15 protein-coding genes and 6 tRNA genes are annotated in these 19,225 nt (G+C 39.8%); 7 read left to right on the forward strand and 14 right to left on the reverse strand.

Annotated features, from left to right (window positions below; genetic code table 11):
• Positions 1-21: 21 nt before the first annotated feature.
• Positions 22-1,038 (reverse strand): OmpA family protein, encoded by a 1,017-nt coding sequence (locus BTO08_RS09435; protein WP_105060792.1) that lies wholly within the window; start codon positions 1,036-1,038, stop codon positions 22-24.
• A 145-nt stretch (positions 1,039-1,183) separates the two neighbouring features.
• On the opposite strand from BTO08_RS09435, the gene BTO08_RS22335 reads away from it, so the two are divergent.
• From BTO08_RS22335 to BTO08_RS09445, 3 genes are all read left to right on the forward strand, one after another.
• On the forward strand, positions 1,184-1,333 hold the full coding sequence (locus BTO08_RS22335) for a hypothetical protein (protein WP_198038430.1): 150 nt from the start codon (positions 1,184-1,186) through the stop codon (positions 1,331-1,333).
• A gap of 394 nt (positions 1,334-1,727) precedes the next feature.
• A complete protein-coding gene (locus BTO08_RS09440) occupies positions 1,728-2,402 on the forward strand; it encodes a winged helix-turn-helix domain-containing protein (protein WP_105060793.1) in 675 nt (224 codons plus the stop codon).
• Complete coding sequence (locus tag BTO08_RS09445; protein WP_105060794.1) at positions 2,389-2,826, forward strand: hypothetical protein; 438 nt, start codon at positions 2,389-2,391, stop codon at positions 2,824-2,826. The genes BTO08_RS09440 and BTO08_RS09445 overlap by 14 nt, the downstream gene beginning before the upstream one ends.
• A 38-nt stretch (positions 2,827-2,864) precedes the next feature.
• On the opposite strand, the gene cueR is transcribed toward BTO08_RS09445, so the two are convergent.
• The gene (cueR, locus tag BTO08_RS09450) at positions 2,865-3,260 is read right to left on the reverse strand and encodes a Cu(I)-responsive transcriptional regulator (RefSeq protein ID WP_105060795.1); all 396 of its coding nucleotides are present in this window, start codon (positions 3,258-3,260) and stop codon (positions 2,865-2,867) included.
• A 120-nt stretch (positions 3,261-3,380) separates the two neighbouring features.
• Here cueR and BTO08_RS09455 point away from each other — a divergent pair, with 120 nt between their 5' ends.
• Both BTO08_RS09455 and BTO08_RS09460 read left to right on the forward strand, forming a co-directional pair.
• Positions 3,381-6,311 carry a cation transporter gene (locus BTO08_RS09455; RefSeq protein ID WP_105060796.1) on the forward strand — a complete coding sequence of 977 codons (2,931 nt, stop codon included), beginning with the start codon at positions 3,381-3,383 and terminating at the stop codon, positions 6,309-6,311.
• Between the two features lie 180 nt (positions 6,312-6,491).
• Positions 6,492-7,379, forward strand: coding sequence for a TraB/GumN family protein (locus tag BTO08_RS09460; RefSeq protein ID WP_105060797.1), 888 nt, complete (start codon positions 6,492-6,494; stop codon positions 7,377-7,379).
• 269 nt (positions 7,380-7,648) lie between these two features.
• Here BTO08_RS09460 and BTO08_RS09465 read toward each other — a convergent pair.
• The 6 genes from BTO08_RS09465 to BTO08_RS09490 form a co-directional block, all read right to left on the reverse strand.
• A tRNA-Pro gene (locus BTO08_RS09465) sits at positions 7,649-7,725 on the reverse strand.
• 41 nt (positions 7,726-7,766) lie between these two features.
• Positions 7,767-7,843 (reverse strand) — tRNA-Pro (locus tag BTO08_RS09470).
• 181 nt (positions 7,844-8,024) lie between these two features.
• Positions 8,025-8,101, reverse strand: a tRNA-Pro gene (locus tag BTO08_RS09475).
• A 42-nt stretch (positions 8,102-8,143) separates the two neighbouring features.
• Positions 8,144-8,220 (reverse strand) — tRNA-Pro (locus BTO08_RS09480).
• Between the two features lie 180 nt (positions 8,221-8,400).
• A tRNA-Pro gene (locus BTO08_RS09485) sits at positions 8,401-8,477 on the reverse strand.
• 40 nt (positions 8,478-8,517) lie between these two features.
• Positions 8,518-8,594: transfer RNA gene (locus tag BTO08_RS09490), tRNA-Pro, on the reverse strand.
• A gap of 550 nt (positions 8,595-9,144) precedes the next feature.
• Here BTO08_RS09490 and smrA point away from each other — a divergent pair.
• Positions 9,145-9,729 carry a DNA endonuclease SmrA gene (smrA, locus tag BTO08_RS09495; protein ID WP_105060798.1) on the forward strand — a complete coding sequence of 195 codons (585 nt, stop codon included), beginning with the start codon at positions 9,145-9,147 and terminating at the stop codon, positions 9,727-9,729.
• A gap of 52 nt (positions 9,730-9,781) precedes the next feature.
• On the opposite strand, the gene BTO08_RS09500 is transcribed toward smrA, so the two are convergent.
• From BTO08_RS09500 to BTO08_RS09520, 5 genes are all read right to left on the reverse strand, one after another.
• Entirely contained in the window at positions 9,782-10,396 is a 615-nt protein-coding gene (locus tag BTO08_RS09500; protein ID WP_005369984.1) for a LysE family translocator, read from the reverse strand.
• A gap of 133 nt (positions 10,397-10,529) precedes the next feature.
• The gene (locus tag BTO08_RS09505) at positions 10,530-11,447 is read right to left on the reverse strand and encodes a LysR family transcriptional regulator (protein WP_105060799.1); all 918 of its coding nucleotides are present in this window, start codon (positions 11,445-11,447) and stop codon (positions 10,530-10,532) included.
• A gap of 23 nt (positions 11,448-11,470) precedes the next feature.
• Positions 11,471-11,950, reverse strand: a complete 480-nt coding sequence (gene ybaK / locus BTO08_RS09510; RefSeq protein WP_006646632.1) for a Cys-tRNA(Pro) deacylase — start codon at positions 11,948-11,950, stop codon at positions 11,471-11,473.
• 211 nt (positions 11,951-12,161) lie between these two features.
• The gene (ushA, locus tag BTO08_RS09515) at positions 12,162-13,835 is read right to left on the reverse strand and encodes a bifunctional UDP-sugar hydrolase/5'-nucleotidase UshA (protein WP_105060800.1); all 1,674 of its coding nucleotides are present in this window, start codon (positions 13,833-13,835) and stop codon (positions 12,162-12,164) included.
• 311 nt (positions 13,836-14,146) lie between these two features.
• Positions 14,147-15,505, reverse strand: a complete 1,359-nt coding sequence (locus BTO08_RS09520; RefSeq protein ID WP_105060801.1) for a Na+/H+ antiporter NhaC family protein — start codon at positions 15,503-15,505, stop codon at positions 14,147-14,149.
• 299 nt (positions 15,506-15,804) lie between these two features.
• On the opposite strand from BTO08_RS09520, the gene BTO08_RS09525 reads away from it, so the two are divergent.
• Positions 15,805-17,688, forward strand: coding sequence for a methyl-accepting chemotaxis protein (locus BTO08_RS09525; protein WP_105060802.1), 1,884 nt, complete (start codon positions 15,805-15,807; stop codon positions 17,686-17,688).
• An 82-nt stretch (positions 17,689-17,770) separates the two neighbouring features.
• Here BTO08_RS09525 and BTO08_RS09530 read toward each other — a convergent pair whose 3' ends face one another.
• A complete protein-coding gene (locus BTO08_RS09530; RefSeq protein ID WP_198038431.1) occupies positions 17,771-19,033 on the reverse strand; it encodes an HAAAP family serine/threonine permease in 1,263 nt (420 codons plus the stop codon).
• Positions 19,034-19,225 lie beyond the last annotated feature (192 nt).

A 19,225-nucleotide genomic window follows, 5' to 3' on the forward strand; every position in this document is an offset into this window, starting at 1 on the left:
GATAGATATGATCAGTCTTAATTACTTAAGGATGATCTGTACTGAACGCTGTACGTAGTTAGTCTTAGTAGAAGCGTCAGTTTTAAGTGGGTTGTTGTAACCTACAGAAGAAACAGTTAGACGAGATGCGTCGATACCGTTAGCTTCTAGGTAGTTAGCAACGTTTGCTGCACGCTCTGCAGAAACTTTTTCGTTAACTTTAGCTGAACCAACTTTGTCTGCACGACCGATGATTTGAGCGTTAACTTCTGGGTTAGCTTGCATAGTTGCAATAACTTCACCTAGGTTGTAACGGCCGTAGTCGTTTAGCTTAGTTTGACCATTTTGGTATGGTAGAACGTAAGAAGAACGAGTTGGTACTTGTGCTTCAACAGCTACTTCTTTAACTACTTCAACGTTGTTAGTAACAACCATTGGAGTTGCTGGTTGACCAAACTTGTAAGTCATACCCCAGTACGCTTGAGTTAGATCAGCGTGACCGTTTGAAGTACGTAGGTCTTGGTAGTAATCAGCACCGATTTGAGTAGATAGTGCGTGAGTGATTTGGTAAGACAGACCTAGACCAGCTGTTGGTGAGAAGCTGTCAGACTTCATGTGTAGAGCGTTGTCTGCAAAGTTCTTATTATCAGCGTAGATGTATGTAGCACCTAACTTACCGAACGCAGATAGTTTTTGAGTTAGAGGTAGATTACCTTTCACACCTAAAGTTGCTAGGTGCATGTCAGCATTACCTAGGTCATGCATGTAATCGTAGCTACCGTAGATACCGAAGTATTGGTTAAAATCGTAACCAGCATCTAGTTTAACACTTGGTGCTTCGCCGTTTGCAGAACCAGGGAACTTAGAAATATCGCTGTTAGATACGTAACCCATACCTAGTGCGCCACCAACCCAGAAACCAGACTGATCGTAAGAAGGAGCAGTTTGTGCAGGCGCTGTAGCTGTAGTGCTAGTAGTTGCATCAGCTGCCATTGCAGATGTAGCAACACCTAGAGATAAAGCTGCTAGTACAGATAGAGATAGAGATTTCAATTTCATGTTTAACTCCATTGAGTAATGCTTAAACTTTTTAAGTCTGCTTTATATAGTGCGTACTATTTTTTTAATGTGTATCGCAAAGCAGTTATTGTCAGGAACGGGATGCATTTTGTGACGGATACGATGTTATGGCAAGTAATAAAAAATGATGTTCACAATTATTTTGCGTTTTTCACCACTACAAAAAATAGGACTTCTGAAAAATAGTTTTTTCAGAAAAAAAGAAGATAAAGGAAAATACAAAAAAATTTATCGTAAGAAAACAGACCTAAAAAAAGATAAAAAAACCATATAAAAAAACATAAATCAATACAAAACAAATAATTAAAAGATCGATTTTTATGATCTCAGCGACCTAAAAACACTACTTTTTATAGGTGAATCGAATTATCAAGAGACGGTCAAATATTAATTTATCTGCACCATGTGGCATCTTCTACTTTTATTATCTCTTCCATAAATAAATTTTTTTGTTAGCATCAGCGCTGACAAAAAAGATTCCTCATTATTTTTTGTTTTTCTTTCATCCAATACATGTTACTTAAGTCTTCAATATAGGCAGAGTAATCGCTAAAAATTGCGTAGTTTATCCCGCTACGCCAAGATACATTTAGCACTATAAATAATAAAAATGATAAATACGTTAGAAGGCAACTATAGTCTTTTGCAGATAGTGAATAGGTAAATCAATGATTATATATAAGCAGGGTAAAGATAGCTTTGAACCCCAAAAAAGCGCTTATTCTACACCTGATACTACAACCAAACTCAGTGCTAGTGAGACAAAAATATTACAATACTTAATTGATAATAATGGTGAGATTATTAGCCGTGACAAATTACTTGAGATCGGTTGGCCAGATAAAGTCGTTGTGCCTAATTCATTAAATGTTGCTATCGCTAATTTACGCAAAGCTTTTAAAACAAAAAATGAAATTATCATTACGATAAAAGGAGCTGGATTTACGATTGCTAAAAACACTTTTATACAGCATCAAATCCAACCAGAAGTCGTGTCCGACAGTGACCATGTAACTACTAGTCAAAGTACAGCCGCATCTTCAAATAAAGAAGAGAACGTAACTGCATTATTGGATAATAACGATGAGCAAGAAACTGACATTACTGCAAACCAGCCGTTATCAAAATTAACTAAAATTGGTTGCGGTATATCAATGATTGCGTTGTTGGCATGGATAGGACTTTGGGCCAGTAGTTGGCAAACACCACCCTGTGTGTCCGTTAATAATCAGCAGATCTGTGGTAACATAGAACTTCTTAACTTAAATGAATTGCCTAAAAACCTGCCTGCGAAAGGCACTGTATATATAGATTCCGCAGGTAAACTGTATGAAAAAAATTAAATACATCATCATGGCACTCGTTGCCCTGATGTTATTTCCAATAATTAACGGTATGGGTTGTGACTTTAACTATAAATTAACCAGTCCTGGTCATGAACAATTCGGTAGTTGTAAATTTGGTCAATACACCTTAATAGACTACCCCGACCCTAAACAAGATAACGGCTATACCGTATTAAAAGGTCTCTATTTTTACGCTTTTGGCAATGCGGCAGTATTAGTCACCAGTAATGAAGATCACACCAAGAAAATTACTGATTCTGCGATAGAGAGCTTAAACTTTGCGAATAAACGTTTTTGGTACCAGCTTTCGCTACAAAGACTGAATAAAGATGAGCTTGTGATTTTCACGAAGCATCCAAAACCAAAGCTACAAGTGATCCCTTACGATGGCACACTTGCAATGACTGACAGTAATTCATAATCAGAATTAACAACAGGGGCTAATTTTCTAGCGCCTGTTTATTCTTGCTGTGCTAAACCTTCCAATATCGGACAGTTTGAATTTTTATCTCCAGGACATTGCTTCGTTAATGCTTCAAGTGTTTTCTTCATCTGTAGTAATTCATTGATCTTAATATCTATCTCTTTTAACTTTTCTTCTGCCTTCTCTTTTACATCACGGCTCTGACGACTTGAGTCCATTGATAACGCCAGTAAATCACGGCATTCATCAAGAGAGAATCCAATCATTCGAGAACGTTTGATCAACAGTAACTCTGAAATATGGTTTTGATTATAATAACGATAGCCATTAGCTCCTCTAGGAGCGGGGCTTATCACACCTTTAGCTTCATAAAACCGAATAGTTTTTGCTGTTAGCCCTGTTTTTTCAGCGACTTCACTTATATTAATCATCTTTATCCTTTCACTTTTTATCTATTCTTTAAAATACACCAAACATACCTTGACCTTACAGTAACTAGAAGGTTTATTCTTACTTCATTCTTTAAATATAGTAAGGCGTAAGGGCTCAAAATGAATACTATTACTCTCCCACTTGCTAACGTCCATTGCATGAGCTGCGTAAATAAAATACGTTCAGCTTTAGCAACATTGCCCGACTGCCAGATTATCGATATTGATACAAAGCAAATTACTGTAAATAGTGAAAGCCCACTAAAAACAATGTCTGAAAAGATCAATGCATTGGGCTATCAAGTCGGTTTCCACTATCAACTTGCACTCGCTGGTTTATCGTGTGGTCGATGCGTGGCTAAAGTAGAAGCCGCACTAGCAAGTCGTAATGATATTTTTCGCGCTAGTATAACGAAAGAAACAGCTGATATAACGGGCTCTCTAAGTAAGCAAACACTTACCGATATTATTACGTCACTAGGTTATCAAGTAATACCTGCTTCGTCGGAATTAGAAGAAAACACGCTAATATTTACTCTCTCTGGACTTTCATGCGGAAAATGCGTTGCCAAATTAACAGAGAAACTAAAAGCCAATGATCAGATTCAAATCCTTGCTTTAGATAAAACACATGCAGAAATTAGAACAATGCTTGCTGCAAAAGATATCATTTCCATTATTACAGAGGCAGGCTACCAAGCAATACAAACGACTTTAGATGAGAGATTAGCTCAACCAGAAAGTATCAATGAGCAAGAGAACAAAGATGATAAAGCGCTAAATACTCTTCCCTCATCTGAAAGTTCTCAGGTTCAACAATTACTGTTATCCGGCATGACATGTGCCAGTTGTGTGGCCTCTGTTGAAAAAGCGATTAAACAAGTCACTGGTGTTGATACTGTCAGTGTAAACCTTGCAGAGCGAACAGCGCTTATATCAGGTACTCCAGATATAAAAGCCGTTATTACCGCTATTACTGCAGCCGGTTATGGCGCAGAAATCAGTGAAGATGAACAAACTCGTCGCCAACGTCAACAACAACAAAATACCCAAACATTCAAAACACACTTAAGGAATGCATTTATTGCACTTGGCTTAGGGATTCCTATGATGGCTTGGGGGATCTTTGGCGGTAGCATGATGATCGACTCAACCACCAGCCAATTAGCATGGGGATTTGTTGGCTTAATCACCCTATTATTGCTCGTAACTGTTGGTAAAGATTTCTATATCAATAGTTGGAAAGCATTCAAACATCATCGTGCAACAATGGATACGTTAGTCGCTTTAGGTACAGGAGCGGCTTGGCTATTTTCAATGCTTGTAGTGCTAAAACCAGATATGTTCCCTGCATCTGCTCGACATGTTTACTTTGAAGCAACAGCCATGATTATCGGTTTAATTACATTAGGCCATGCCCTTGAAGCTCGCGCTCGCAGTCAAACATCTAAAGCATTAGAGCGTTTAATCGATCTACAACCACAAACAGCTATCGTGATTGAAAATGGCGTGGAAAATGAGCGCCCACTCAATGAAATAAAAAGTGGGATGACGTTACGTCTTCGTCCTGGTGCTAAAGTCGCTGTTGATGGTGTCGTCATTGAAGGTAATACCTATATAGATGAATCGATGCTAACAGGTGAGCCTCTTGCGGTTCACAAGAAAAATGGTGACAAAGTAAGAGCTGGGACTATCAACCAACAAGGATCATTACTGTTTACTGCTGAGCATATTGGTAGTGATACGATATTAGCTCGAATTATCCAACTCGTTCGTCAAGCGCAAAGCAGCAAACCCGCACTTGCACGCTTAGCTGATACTATTTCAAGCATCTTTGTGCCAAGTGTCATGATCATCGCCATTATTACTGCCATGGTGTGGTACTACTTCGGTCCTGCACCGTCATCGGTTTATATGTTAGTCGCTGCAACGACCGTACTTATCATTGCTTGTCCTTGTGCATTAGGTCTTGCGACACCAATGTCAGTCACTGTAGGAGTTGGGCGCGCAGCAGAGCTGGGGATTTTAATCCGTGATGCAGAAGCTATGCAGCAAGCAGCCAACATCAATACTGTTGTGTTAGATAAAACAGGTACGCTCACTGAAGGGAAGCCACAAGTGGTAAGTATTAAGAGCTATACCACTCTTACTGAAAATCAGCTATTACAATTAACCGCTACCTTAGAACAAGGTTCAGAGCATCCTTTAGCGAACGCTATTATTGAATCAGCGAAACAAAAAGATCTGACTCTCAGTCGAGTAACAGACTTTAGAGCTATTGCGGGTATGGGCGTCGCAGGCACTATTGATACAAGCAGCGTGATACTGGGAAATGAAAAATTAATGACCCAATACAATGTTGATATCAATCAAGCCCAAACTGACTTTGATAATATCGCCTCTCAAGGTGTAACACCTGTTTACTTAGCGAAAAATAACCAACTTATCGGAATTATTGGCATTAGCGATCCTCTACGTAGTGACTCACTAAGTGCGGTTAAACGAATGCAAAAAATGGGTCTGACTGTTGTGATGCTAACGGGTGACAGTTATAAAACAGCACAAGTTATCGCGACTAAATTAGGCATTACGGATGTAGTTGCTGATGTGCTACCCGATGGTAAAGCGGAACAAATAAAACAGCTTCAACAACAAGGTAATCGAGTTGCCATGGTCGGTGATGGTATCAACGATGCTCCGGCTCTTGCATTGGCAGAAGTCGGTATTGCGATGGGAAGTGGTACTGATGTTGCAATAGAAAGTGCGCAGTTTACATTAATGCGTCACTCTCTTCATGGAGTGGTTGATGCATTAGAGTTATCTAAAGCAACTTTGCGAAATATGAAAGAAAACCTATTTGGTGCTTTTATTTACAATAGCTTAGGTATTCCTGTTGCTGCAGGTGTATTGTACCCACTCACGGGGGCATTACTCAGCCCAGTCATTGCGGGGGCTGCCATGGCGTTATCATCCATAACGGTAGTTACCAATGCCAATCGACTTCGCTTATTTAAACCTAGCTACCAAGCTAAATCAGCACAGGAGAAATAGTATGTGCTTGTTATTAGGCATTGCTGCTATTGCATTAATTATTTGGTGGTTCTGGCTTCACCCTAGTCTTCGCTAACCAAACTAACACCAAAGGCTACTATCTGTAGCCTTTTTTATTACTAATCAGGAATATTTTGTTATAACTAAGAAAACGTATAATTTCTTATTTTAAGGCGATGAATGTTTAAATCCTTACTTTCAAAAATGCTCGTGCTGCTGCCATTTATTTCTCATCATGCATTCGCAGAGCCCATTGTTTGGAAAATTTATGACACGCAACGCCAGTTCTATGTATTAGGTTCTATACATGCGGGTGAGAAAGACATGTTTCCATTACCAAAGGCTTTTTTAGCGCAATGGAAAGATGCTGATGCATTAATTGTTGAGGCCAATATACTCAAGCAATCAACATCGACCGTTGAACAATACCAGCCACCATTAACCCAAGAAAAACTCAATTCCGAACAACTCCAAACGCTTCAAACAATCACAACATCGCTTCAGCTTCCTTATGAACACCTTATTGCTCAACCACCATGGTTGACAGCAACTTATCTCCAGCTTGCACTCGCTAAGCAACAAAATCTATCAACCGATCAGGGTATCGATTATGTTTTATTGAAAAGAGCTCAACAGCAAGATCTACCAATTAAGGCATTTGAAACGGTTGAGCATCAATTAAACCTACTTCAAAACTTACCTGAAAATGGCACTAACATGTTGTTAGAGACCATCAACAACTGGCAACAAACAGAGCAAGCACTGAAATGTTTAGTTAATGTATGGAAACAAGGCGACAGTAAAAAATTTACCGAACTATTCAACGATACCCAATTTGATCCAGAAACCAACGATGCCTTAATTTTTTCTCGGAATCGTCAATGGACAAAAATACTCAGTGAATCAGAAGATTATCAATCTGGACGGTTTATGGTTGTTGTTGGCGCATTTCATTTAATCGGAGAGCAAGGACTTCCCGCTTTGATGGAGAAAGAAGGCTTTACAGTTGAGAGGATCACCAAAGGTGTTACGGCACAGTGTGATGGATGGGAAAAGCTAACGTCATAAATACCAATACATGGCTGTGGAAAAACACTTTAAATCGTATTATTTACTCGCAGGGTTTATAAACATCAGATGTAAAAAAGCCCCCGTTTTTCAACGAGGCTTTTTATAAGTGGTCGGTGAAGAGCTGGTTTTTAATAGATCAGGAACCCCCGACCCTCTGGTCCGCCATTTACCTAGAGCTGTGATGCTCTACCAAACATGCTATTCAACAAAATATGAAAGACATCTGATGCAAAAAAGCCCCGTCTTTCGACGAGGCTTCTAATAAGTGGTCGGTGAAGAGGGATTCGAACCCCCGACCCTCTGGTCCCAAACCAGATGCGCTACCAAACTGCGCTATTCACCGACTGTAAATAATGGTTATATTAAACCACTACTTTTAAATAGTGGTCGGTGAAGAGGGATTCGAACCCCCGACCCTCTGGTCCCAAACCAGATGCGCTACCAAACTGCGCTATTCACCGACTGTAAATAATAGTTTTATTAAAACTACTACTTTTAAATATGGTCAGTGAAGAGCTGAGTCTATATAGAGAAGGAATCTCCAACCCTCTGGTCCGCTATTTCCAAAAACAGGATGCTTACCAAACTAAGTCATTCACCGACTGTAAATAATGGTTATATTAAACCACTATTTTTAAATAGTGGTCGGTGAAGAGGGATTCGAACCCCCGACCCTCTGGTCCCAAACCAGATGCGCTACCAAACTGCGCTATTCACCGACTGTAAATAATAGTTTTATTAAAACCACTACTTTTAAATAGTGGTCGGTGAAGAGGGATTCGAACCCCCGACCCTCTGGTCCCAAACCAGATGCGCTACCAAACTGCGCTATTCACCGACTGTAAATAATAGTTTTATTAAAACTACTACTTTAAATTGTGGTCAGTGAAGAGCTGAGTCTATATAGAGAAGGAATCTCCGACCCTATGGTCCGCTATTTCCAAAAACAGGATGCTTACCAAGCTACGTCATTCACCGACTGTAAATAATGGTTGATTAAACCACTACTTTTAAATAGTGGTCGGTGAAGAGGGATTCGAACCCCCGACCCTCTGGTCCCAAACCAGATGCGCTACCAAACTGCGCTATTCACCGACTGTAAATAATGGTTTATTAAACCACTACCTTTAAATAGTGGTCGGTGAAGAGGGATTCGAACCCCCGACCCTCTGGTCCCAAACCAGATGCGCTACCAAACTGCGCTATTCACCGACAAATTCAACAACGCTCTGCGTCGTCGAGGTCGCTTATAATACTCGCCAAATTGATTTTAGCAACCCCTATACGGTATTTTTTTTTGTAACGAATTTTTTTGCTCATCAAGCAACCAAATTTGTGCATTCTCGGTAACTTAAGTGCTCTCAAACGCACAAATAACCACAACAATGAAACAGCCTTTTTACTCTTGTTCTAGATTATAACAACAGGCTATACACATTGCTTGAATAACCGCCATCATATCTAAACGCTAGGGATCTCTATGGACTTTTAGTTAGCGCTTTTATTTGGAAATAGTATAGGGCTTGCCTATATACTAATTATTTTTCAGCGTTTGGCTTAATGCTATTTTTGGTGGTTACTTTATCTATAGAACAGTCACAGCAACTTCCCCTCGCTAGTAACGTTTCGCAATTTATATATTGCATGGGGCTTTATATCTCCTAAGCGCTCTTTTTCATACTCTTACCTTTCACCATCAACTAGGCAAGATTTTATTACACTTGTATAATCAATAGCATCGGTTACTTAAAGTGAAAGTCCTATGCCAGATAATAATGAATTAGACCTTTTTAAAGAAATGATGGCCGATGTTGCGCCAATCAAACAAGATACTGTGACCATTTCACAAAAATATCAGGTATCAGAGTCTCAACTAGCTCGTCGAATTGCCGCTCAAAGCCTCGCTGAAAGTGATTCTGAATACTTATCATTAGATAATGCCAAAATGGTAAAACCTGATGATATGATTGAATTTAAAAGAGATGGTGTACAAGAAGCTGTCTTTAGAAAAATGCGTCAAGGTAAGTACGATATTCACGGTCGTTTAGATCTTCATAAAAAGTCATTACAACAAGCGCGTGATGAAATATTAGCATTTTTAAAGCAATCACAACGTTTAGATATTCGTACCGTTATGATTGTTCATGGTAAAGGTGAGCGTGCTAATCCCCCAGCATTAATGAAAAGCTATGTCACAACATGGCTAGAACAAATATCTGATGTGCTTTGCTTTCACTCGGCGCAACGGCAACATGGTGGCACTGGTGCGCTATATGTCATGCTAAAGAAAAGTCCTGAGAAAAAAGCTGAAACACGTGAGCGCCATCTAAATCGTCGCAGTGAGTAATTTAAAGACGATAAAGAGCGGTTTTGCCGCTCTTGTCTTTTAAATTTTACAATCACACTAGCCAGAGTACACGACAAGCAAGCCCAATAAGCACAACACCTGATAAACGATCAATCAATACTGCACGGGATCTTAACGTTTGTAACACTCGAGGATATGATAAGACACAAGCGACTAAGGTGTACCATAATCCATCGACTAATAGTGGTGTCGCTACAATAACAATTTTACTTCCAGTTTCTGTTCCCAACGCAACGAATTGACTAAATAGAGCCAAAAAATATAACGCTAACTTAGGGTTTAATAATGAGATCATTAAACCATCTCTTGCCGCATGAAGTAGTGATGAAGGCTTTCCTGCTGCGAGTTTTTCTGCAACGCCGCCTTTAGATCGCAACGCATTTACGCCAAGGTAGGCTAAATAGCCAGCTCCAGCATAACTAATCATGTTAAAGACTGTTGGTGATTGCTTTAAAACAACCGCAAGCCCTAATAATGTTAATAATGCGTATAAACCTACCCCACAAGCATGAGACCAAGCCGTTACTAAGCCATGTTTACGCCCACCTGTTAAGCTATGTTTAGCAACAACAGCAAGACTAGGCCCTGGTGACATCGCCCCTAAAATACAAATTAATAATAATGATAGCCAAATGCTGATGGTCATGATGTTCTCCTTACATTGGTAGAAAAAATACCAAGTAAGCGTTATAAGAAGAAATCAAAAGAAATCATTACAGTCATGATAAAAAATCATTACTTTCGGTGTCGTAAAAACATATCACTGTTCATGGCTGATTCTATTGCCCCATTGAATACAAAGAGTTCTTCATTAACGTTAGTACATGCTCTCGCAACCATTGGTGGGATAATTCGTTGTTATATTTAGGATGCCATAGCAACCAATACTGATTCAGTACACTTGGAAATGGTAATGGCTTATAAACAATATTATAGAAATCTTGCATCGTAACGGCTATGTGTTCAGGAATAACAAGAAACATTTCAGTACGAGAAACAATACTTAAAGCAGAGCCGAAAAATGGCACTGTTGTTTGAATATGTCGCCGACAACCTAAAGTACGTAATTCCACATCAACGAAACTGTCTTTGTCTCCGCCACCGTTAACAGAAACATGATTGTAGGCAACAAAATCTTTTACCGTTAAATCTAGCTTTGTATTTGCTAATGGATGAGTCGCACTCATCACACATACCGCACGATCAGAGCCAATCTGTATACCTGATAAGCCGACAGGTATATTTGGAGCCATTGTCGATACTAATTGAATATCAAGATCGGCTAACTGGTCGGTATAACTTGGCGACCATAATTGATAGCTCACATCAAGCAAAGGTGCGTGTAATGCTAATAATTCAACGATGTCAGGAAAGATATATTGCGCGACATAATCAGAAGATGACAAGACTATTTTTCCGCGCCAGTTATGCGGCAAGAATTGTTCTGGTTCAAACACCAAATCGCAATCGGTTAGCACTGACGTAATTTTATTTTGTAATGATAGCGCGCGAGGGGTCGGTAATAACCGGTTTCCCTCACGCACAAACAGAGGATCAGAAAAAATTTCACGCAACTGTGTCAGTTGCCGACTTACTGCTGACTGCGTAATGTGCAAACGCTCAGCCGTACGTGTTACATGACACTCATCCAGTAAGACATGCAATGTTCTAAGTAAGTTTAAATTCGGTACTGACACGTGGTAACTCTCTATTCTTGTTATTAGTCTTCCTTGCCAATCGGTGCAAATTTACCGCCAGTTAAGCTAACTAAATCTTTTGCCGCTAGTTCTATTTCTAAGCCGCGACGACCCGCACTAACACAAATAGTATCAAACGTTTCTGCGCTGCTATCAACAAAGGTTGGCAGCCGTTTTTTTTGTCCTAACGGGCTTATACCACCCACTATGTACCCTGTTACTTTTTCAGCAAGCTTTGGATCGGCCATTTCAGCCTTCTTACCGCCCGCAGCTTTAGCTGCTGCTTTTAAATCTAACATGCCAGATACAGGAACTACGGCAACCGCTAAATTTTTAGGATCGCCATTTAATGCAAATAGTAAGGTTTTAAATACGCGATTAGGATCTAGCCCTAAGACTTCTGCCGCTTCATGACCAAAATTATTATTGGCTGGATCATGTTCATATTGATGTACTTGATACGAAATTTTTTGTTTCTTTGCTAATTGAATCGCTGGAGTCATTATTTTTCACTCTATTTATCATTCAAACAGCTGTGGTTAATTCCCCCCTATTGCTCAAAAGCAACTAAAGAAATTAAGAACATCTGTTTACCTGTAATGATTATATCGTGAGTTGACAGTTTTCGGCTATATCCATAAAAAGAAGGATTTTAAATACAAAAAAGCGCATCGAATAAAAATATAAGATGCGCTTTCGAGCAATTAATATTGCTTATTTATAAACAATTTCACCTTTCGGCGCGAATTTGTTTACATCAATCGGTGAATTCGTTTCTAAGTATTGCTTTAATACTTCCGCGTCAACAAAACCTGTATTTACATGGCCTGCATGATCATTGATCTTCGGATAGCCGTCACCACCTGCTGCGTTGTAGCTTGGTACAGTGAAACGGTAAGTCTTTTTCAGATCTAACGGCTTACCAGCAAACTTCACATCACTTACTTTGCCATTTTCAACAGTCATTGAAATACCGTAGAACTGCGCATAAGCACCAGAATCCGTCGGCTTAGTGGCAACAACATTTAAATAATCTAAAATTTCTTTCCCTGACATATCGGTGTACGTCACGATATTGCCAAAAGGTTGGACGGTTAGTACATCTTTATAAGTAATATCGCCGCCTTCAATTGAGTCACGAACACCACCAGAGTTCATTACAGCAAAGTCCGCTTTAGCACGTTGCATGTGTGACGCAGCAATAAGACGACCTAAGTTTGTTTGCTCAAATCGAACCACATTACGATCGCCTTCTAGCTTGCCATTCGACTTGGCAATCTTAACGTTTAACTGCTCTTGTCCATGCTCTTGGTAAGGCTTAAGGAAGTTATATACTTCTTGGTTTTTTACAATTTCATCTTGAATAAAGACACGCTTACTTGAGCCATCATCTAGTTTAACTTTTTTCTTCAAGTTAACTGGGATCAAATCGTAACTAACCAGTGACAGTTCACCGTTCTGAAATTCAAAGTCAGCACGACCTACATACTTACCCCACTCGTGGGCTTGGACAATCCACGTACCATTTTGCTGATCAGGTACACACTCATCACCCGGTTTAAAATCTTTCTTCGCAACATTTGGGCCTTCCATACAGACTGGCTCTTGCGAGTGACCACCGACGATCATATCGAGATCGCCATCATCTAAATAACGTGCAAGCGCTACATCACCCGGAGCATTAATACCACGATGACCATCTTCATAATGCCCCATGTGCGTTGCCGCAATGATCACATCAGGCTTTTCTGTTTTTTCTAGCTCAGCAATCACTTTTTTGGCTTCTGATTTTGGATCGCGAAACTCTACATTGCCGATAAATTCAGGATTACCAATTTTAGCGGTGTCTTCTGTCGTCAAACCGATGACTGCAATCTTGATCCCTTGCTTTTCAAAAATTTGGTAAGGCTGAAATAAACGCTCACCTGTTGTCTTATCGTAAATATTAGCCGACAACATTGGGAAATTCGCCCACTCTTCTTGCTTACGTAGCACATCTAATGGGTTATCAAATTCATGATTTCCTAATGCCATTGCATCATAGCCAAGCAGATTCATTCCTTTAAAATCTGGCTCTGCATCTTGTAGATCAGATTCAGGAACCCCCGTGTTAATGTCACCGCCAGAAAGTAATAAGCTAGTACCACCTTGTTCTTCTACTTCTGCACGGATTTCATCAATCAATGTCTTACGGGCAGCCATACCATACTCACCATTTTGATTGTGCCAGAAGCGACCATGGTTATCGTTAGTATGAAGAATCGTGATTCTATAAGTAGTATCAGCATCCCATGCTGATGAGGCTTTATCCGCTGTCGTTGCACAACCTGAAAGAACGGCAACGAGAGCGGCGCTTAATGCTGTTTTAGCAAATAGGCGTTGCTTCATGGTATCCACCTTAACTGTATTTTTAATGGCGGTTTCAAACGAAGATAATATTTCTTAAAACCGGTACAAATTGATCAGTCACATTTTCACCACAAAAACATGTGATTAAAAGCGAAACAATGTGACCAACATCGCCAGTGTAACGAAATAAACACGTATGACTTTTCCATTTTAATTTTTTGTTAACAGGATCACTTTTCGTCTTTCAAAACTCTTGTTTATGTCACACCAAAGCACAAAAAAGCCCAGTAAATACTGGGCTTTTATCAAACAGTTATGTTTAACACTACTTTATAGTGAGCTAACTCACATTATACTTTAGCCAATTTTCGACTAGGGTGTTTCAACATAATCGCAACAATGGCAGAAAACGCTAAAAAGAAACAGTAATAAGAGTGCGCAACAACATCTAATGGTGATAACTCAAAAACAGAACCAAGGAGTAATGCTTGCGCTCCGTATGGCAAAACACCTTGAATAACGCACGAGAAAATATCGAGCAAACTTGCGGAACGACGCGGTGTAACCCCATTTTCATCAGCTAGTTCACGTGCAACCCCGCCTGACACAATAATCGCAACAGTATTATTTGCCGTACATAAGTTAGTCAAACTCACAAGACTGGCAATGCCAAACTCACTCGCACGTAAATTTTCAGACGACTGATGTTTTTTACTAAAGACATTAATCACACGACTGATGGTTTGAGTTAAAAAAGCGAGTCCACCTTGTTGACGCATTAATTCACTAATACCACCAATCAACATAGAAAGCAGGAAGATTTCCTGCATATTGCCAAAACCACCATAAATATCTTTACCAAAACTTGTAAAACTATAATCAGCAACAGATGTTAGCCCGACACCACCAGCCAGTAGAATACCAACAGACAGTACAACAAACACATTAACGCCTGATACTGCGAGTACCAAGATAGTGATATAAGGAATGACTTTTAACCATTCAATCGGTGTTGTTTCAGGTAATTGTGTAACCGAGCTATTAAACGCAAATAATAAAATTGCGGCAATTGCAGCAGGTAAGGCGATTTTAATGTTTTCACGGAATTTATCTTTCATCTGACAGCCTTGTGATCGCGTTGCGGCAATTGTGGTGTCAGAAATAATAGAAAGGTTATCACCAAACATTGCACCGCTAAGAACAACACCTGCGGTTAATGCGACATCCATACCAGACGCATGCGCAATGCCTAATGCGACGGGGGCTACTGCTGCAATTGTCCCCATCGATGTTCCCATTGCGGTGGCAATAAAAGCAGAGATCACAAAAATACCGGGTAAGATCATGCTTGCTGGAATAAGTGATAAGCCAAGATTAACCGTTGCATCCACCCCACCCGACGCTTTAGCAACAGAGGCAAAAGCACCAGCCAATAGGTAGATCATACACATTGCAATAATATCGCTATGACCAACACCACGGATAAATTGCTCTATCGCTTTATTAAGTTTTTCTTTACTTAATAAAATCGCAACAACAACAGCAGGCAAAGCTGCGACAGGTGAAGGTAATTGATAAAAAGCGAAATCAACCCCTTGCATTGTAAGGTAAGTACCAACACCAATGAATAAAGCTAAAAAAATACCCAAGGGTAATAGTGCTAATGCAGAAGGTGTAATGATTTGATTTTTTTTATCTGTGTTTGGCATGGCGACTACTGAAATTCTATTTATACATTCATTCTAAGACTAAAGGGATGCGCTCAGAGTGTCAACATCTAGACGTCTAAACATCCAAAAGATATGTAACTAAATTACATATTCAGTCAAGTCCATTTTATTTTTGTGTTTTATGACAAGAAAAGCGCTTATCTTGTAGTAAAAGAACAAAAAATGGAACGTTCATCACTCAATTAAGTAACACTAATAACAATTATATTATTTAAGGTGCATCTACGATAAACAACCGCTAAAATCTGCTAACATTTACTGGATTTTAGGGGTATATAATGCAGTTAACATTAAAACAAAAACTTATTGTCGCGAGTTTATCGGCAGTTTTAGTGATGGCGACTGCACTCACTTGGCTCGCTGCTAATCAAATTGATACTCAAGCTAAACGTGATCTTTATGCTCGAGCAAGTAGCCTAACCGAGGCTGTTAGCAGCAGTGTGGGTGACTGGGTAAATATTCGTACCAATATTATTGACTCAGTAACAATTAACAACCCTGACATTGCTATGATCCCCTCTTTAAAGCAAGCCCGTTTAGCGGGTCAATTTGAAGATATTTACTTCGGCAGCACCGCAGGTATCGCCACTAGCTCTTTTGCTGAACGTGATTTATCTCAGGTAGATCCACGAACCCGTCCTTGGTACCAAGAAGCACAAAAAGCTAATGAGACCATCATATCGTCACCGTATATGGACACCTTAACTAAAGCTAAAATGGTGACCATCGCCAAACCTGTTTATGATAATTCCACTTTTATCGGTGTTATCGGCGCTGATATATTGATCACCCAATTAATCGACGACATCGTAAATTTGAATGTTGGTCAAAATGCATTTGCTATGTTGATCAATAAAAAAGACGCCACGTTTATCGCTCACCCCGATCAGCAGCTATTGCTACAACCTATTTCACGTTATAGCAATGCGCTTTCTATCAATTATATTGAGCAGCAAATTCATAATAATGCACTGACTAACCTGACCATTAACGATCAGCCTAAGCTACTTTATTTTGCTAACATCCCTCATACTGACTGGATATTAGCAATCAACATGGATAAAAAAACCGAGGAAGCAAGCCATAAAGCATTGCTTTATAAGCTCCTTCTTACCGCTGCGGTTATTGCACTGTTAGTCATTACTACAGTGGCTTGGTTAGTTAACTTCTTGTTCCGCGATTTAGATCGCGTATCCAACGCATTGGCAGAAATCGCTAGTGGTGAGGGCGATCTGACTCAACGTATTGAGCCAAAGAGCAATGATGAAGTGGGTCAACTCGCCAATAACTTCAACCAGTTCGTTGGCAACATGCATCAAATGGTGGCACGTTTAAACCATGTATCTCAATCACTCAGTCAGCAGTCACATTTAACAGCAACCCAAGCAGAAGAACGTAGTACCCGCATCCAGCATCAACAAGATGAAATCAATATGGTCGCAACTGCTATTAACGAAATGGCAGCGGCAACCAAAGAAATTGCATCTAACGCAGAAAATACAGCACGAACAGCAGAAGAAACTGTGATGGCATCTAATCATGGTGCAACTCAGGTCAATCAAAGCCAACAATCTATTTCAAGTTTGGCGCAAGAAGTTGAAACGGCAACGACAGTGATCAGCGATCTTAATAGCCATGCCCAAAGCATCAACACGATTCTTTCAACTATCCAAGGCATTGCAGAGCAAACTAACTTGCTGGCATTAAATGCTGCGATTGAAGCTGCACGTGCTGGCGAACAAGGTCGTGGATTTGCAGTTGTTGCAGATGAAGTGCGAGTGTTAAGTCAACGTACGCATGCCTCAACCCAAGAAATTCAACAAATGATTGAAACGCTACAGCAAACCACAGGGCAAGCGGTTGGGATAATGGAAGATAGTCGTCACCTATCTGAAACCAGTGTTGATGATGCAAGCTCTGCTTCTGCTAGCTTGGCGCAAATTACCAACGCTGTTAATAACATCAATGATATGGCAACCCAAATAGCCTCTGCTGCCGAAGAGCAATCATCAGTGACATCAGAGATCACGCGCAATACCGAAGGGATCCGTGATGTCTCAAACGAGTTGGCTGTTGAAGCTAATGAAGCTGCAAAACAAGCCGCTGAATTATCAGAGCTCTCTTATGAACTGCAGCAAGAAATCAACCGCTTTAAATTATAATATATCTAAATAAACAAAAGGCTTGCGTATAACGCAAGCCTTTCTTTTAGAGTCCAATTTAAACCAGCTATCAAGTAAATGTTTACACTAAACTAAAAATAATCGCCGCGACGGCTAAACATCCCATCAATAAAATAAACCAAGTACTGATTTTACCTCGGTACATTTTCAGGCTTTCAATTCGATATACCGCAAGCATTGGCATAATAAAAAGTATCATCGCAATCACAGGGCCAGATAACGCTTCCATCATCCCTAAAATACTTGGGTTCATAACAGCAGCAAACCAAATAGAGAAGAACATGATCACTACCCCAATCTTGTCGATGGTTTTTAACGGTAGTGATGTTTGTTTCGCTACAATGCCATTGAAGCTTTCACGTGCGCCCATAAAGTGCCCTAAAAACGATGACGTAATTGCAATAAAAGCAATTAAAGGGCCTAGCAACATAATAAAGTGACTGTCTTTAACGTTCGCTAAATAAGATAACACTGACACGTTATCCATTTTTGCATGCTGCAACTGCTCAGGGGATAAACTTAACACGCAAGAGAACACAAAGAACAAAACAAAAGTAATCAACATCATTGAGGTACGCTTTAAGATTGTTTCTGATTTTCGATGTGCATGATCGCCATACTGACGACGTTGAGCATTCACAAAACCAGAAACGACAGGCGTATAACTAAAAGCAAAAACAACAACCGGTATTGATAACCATAACGATGAGCTAAATTCAGTGATACTTTGAGAGAAGTTAAGATTAGGCACATGCCAGCTTGGGATCAGGTAAATAGAAATGCCCGCCAGAATAAATGCCAGTGGGTAGACAATCACTTCAAACGCTTTAAGCATCGCTTTTTCACCCGCAAGCATCACAGTGATCATCAAGAAGACTAATCCGCCTGATAACAACACCCGTGACGGTGCTTGCCAACCTAATTGATGGACAATAAAACTATCAACGGTATTGGTTAGGCCAACACCATAAATGAGTAAAATCGGAAAGATAGAAAGAAAATACAGGGCTGAAATTAAGCGTCCGTAACGGGAACCAAAATGCTCTTCAACTACATCGGTAAAATCAGCGTCAGAAGATGATGATGATAAAACAAAACGCGCTAATCCACGATGAGCCCAAAATGTCATAGGTCCTGCTAATAATGCCATTATAACCAGTGACCAGAATCCACCAGAGCCGATATTGATAGGTAAAAATAAAATACCCGCCCCTACCGATGTACCAAACAAACTTAACATCCAACGGGTGTCATGCTGTGTCCATTTAGAAGGATGTGCTGTGCTCTCTTTTTCGGGGTGCGCTTGGATTGTTGTTAATGACACAAGTGACTCTCTAACCAAATAAAATCGGCTATAAGTATGAAACTAAGATCTTTAAGTTTCAAAAAAAGAGAGACACATATCACACTAAACAACCAATACCCAATAAGTATGAGAACTGCAATACTAACAAATAACGATATATAGCTTCACAAATCACTCAAATAATAAGAATTAAATATCGTTTTTGTATAT

Source organism: Photobacterium angustum (assembly GCF_002954615.1).
GTDB lineage: Bacteria > Pseudomonadota > Gammaproteobacteria > Enterobacterales > Vibrionaceae > Photobacterium > Photobacterium angustum_A.

What these genes read in the sequence shown, in the direction of transcription:
- BTO08_RS09525 (WP_105060802.1), top strand. Translation starts at nt 15,805, where the DNA reads ATGCAGTTAACATTAAAACAAAAACTTATTGTCGCGAGTTTATCGGCA.
- BTO08_RS09460 (WP_105060797.1), top strand. Translation starts at nt 6,492, where the DNA reads ATGTTTAAATCCTTACTTTCAAAAATGCTCGTGCTGCTGCCATTTATT.
- BTO08_RS09500 (WP_005369984.1), bottom strand. Translation starts at nt 10,396, where the DNA reads ATGACCATCAGCATTTGGCTATCATTATTATTAATTTGTATTTTAGGG.
- BTO08_RS09445 (WP_105060794.1), top strand. Translation starts at nt 2,389, where the DNA reads ATGAAAAAAATTAAATACATCATCATGGCACTCGTTGCCCTGATGTTA.
- BTO08_RS09440 (WP_105060793.1), top strand. Translation starts at nt 1,728, where the DNA reads ATGATTATATATAAGCAGGGTAAAGATAGCTTTGAACCCCAAAAAAGC.
- ushA (WP_105060800.1), bottom strand. Translation starts at nt 13,835, where the DNA reads ATGAAGCAACGCCTATTTGCTAAAACAGCATTAAGCGCCGCTCTCGTT.
- BTO08_RS09435 (WP_105060792.1), bottom strand. Translation starts at nt 1,038, where the DNA reads ATGAAATTGAAATCTCTATCTCTATCTGTACTAGCAGCTTTATCTCTA.
- BTO08_RS09455 (WP_105060796.1), top strand. Translation starts at nt 3,381, where the DNA reads ATGAATACTATTACTCTCCCACTTGCTAACGTCCATTGCATGAGCTGC.
- cueR (WP_105060795.1), bottom strand. Translation starts at nt 3,260, where the DNA reads ATGATTAATATAAGTGAAGTCGCTGAAAAAACAGGGCTAACAGCAAAA.
- BTO08_RS22335 (WP_198038430.1), top strand. Translation starts at nt 1,184, where the DNA reads ATGATGTTCACAATTATTTTGCGTTTTTCACCACTACAAAAAATAGGA.
- smrA (WP_105060798.1), top strand. Translation starts at nt 9,145, where the DNA reads ATGCCAGATAATAATGAATTAGACCTTTTTAAAGAAATGATGGCCGAT.
- ybaK (WP_006646632.1), bottom strand. Translation starts at nt 11,950, where the DNA reads ATGACTCCAGCGATTCAATTAGCAAAGAAACAAAAAATTTCGTATCAA.
- BTO08_RS09520 (WP_105060801.1), bottom strand. Translation starts at nt 15,505, where the DNA reads ATGCCAAACACAGATAAAAAAAATCAAATCATTACACCTTCTGCATTA.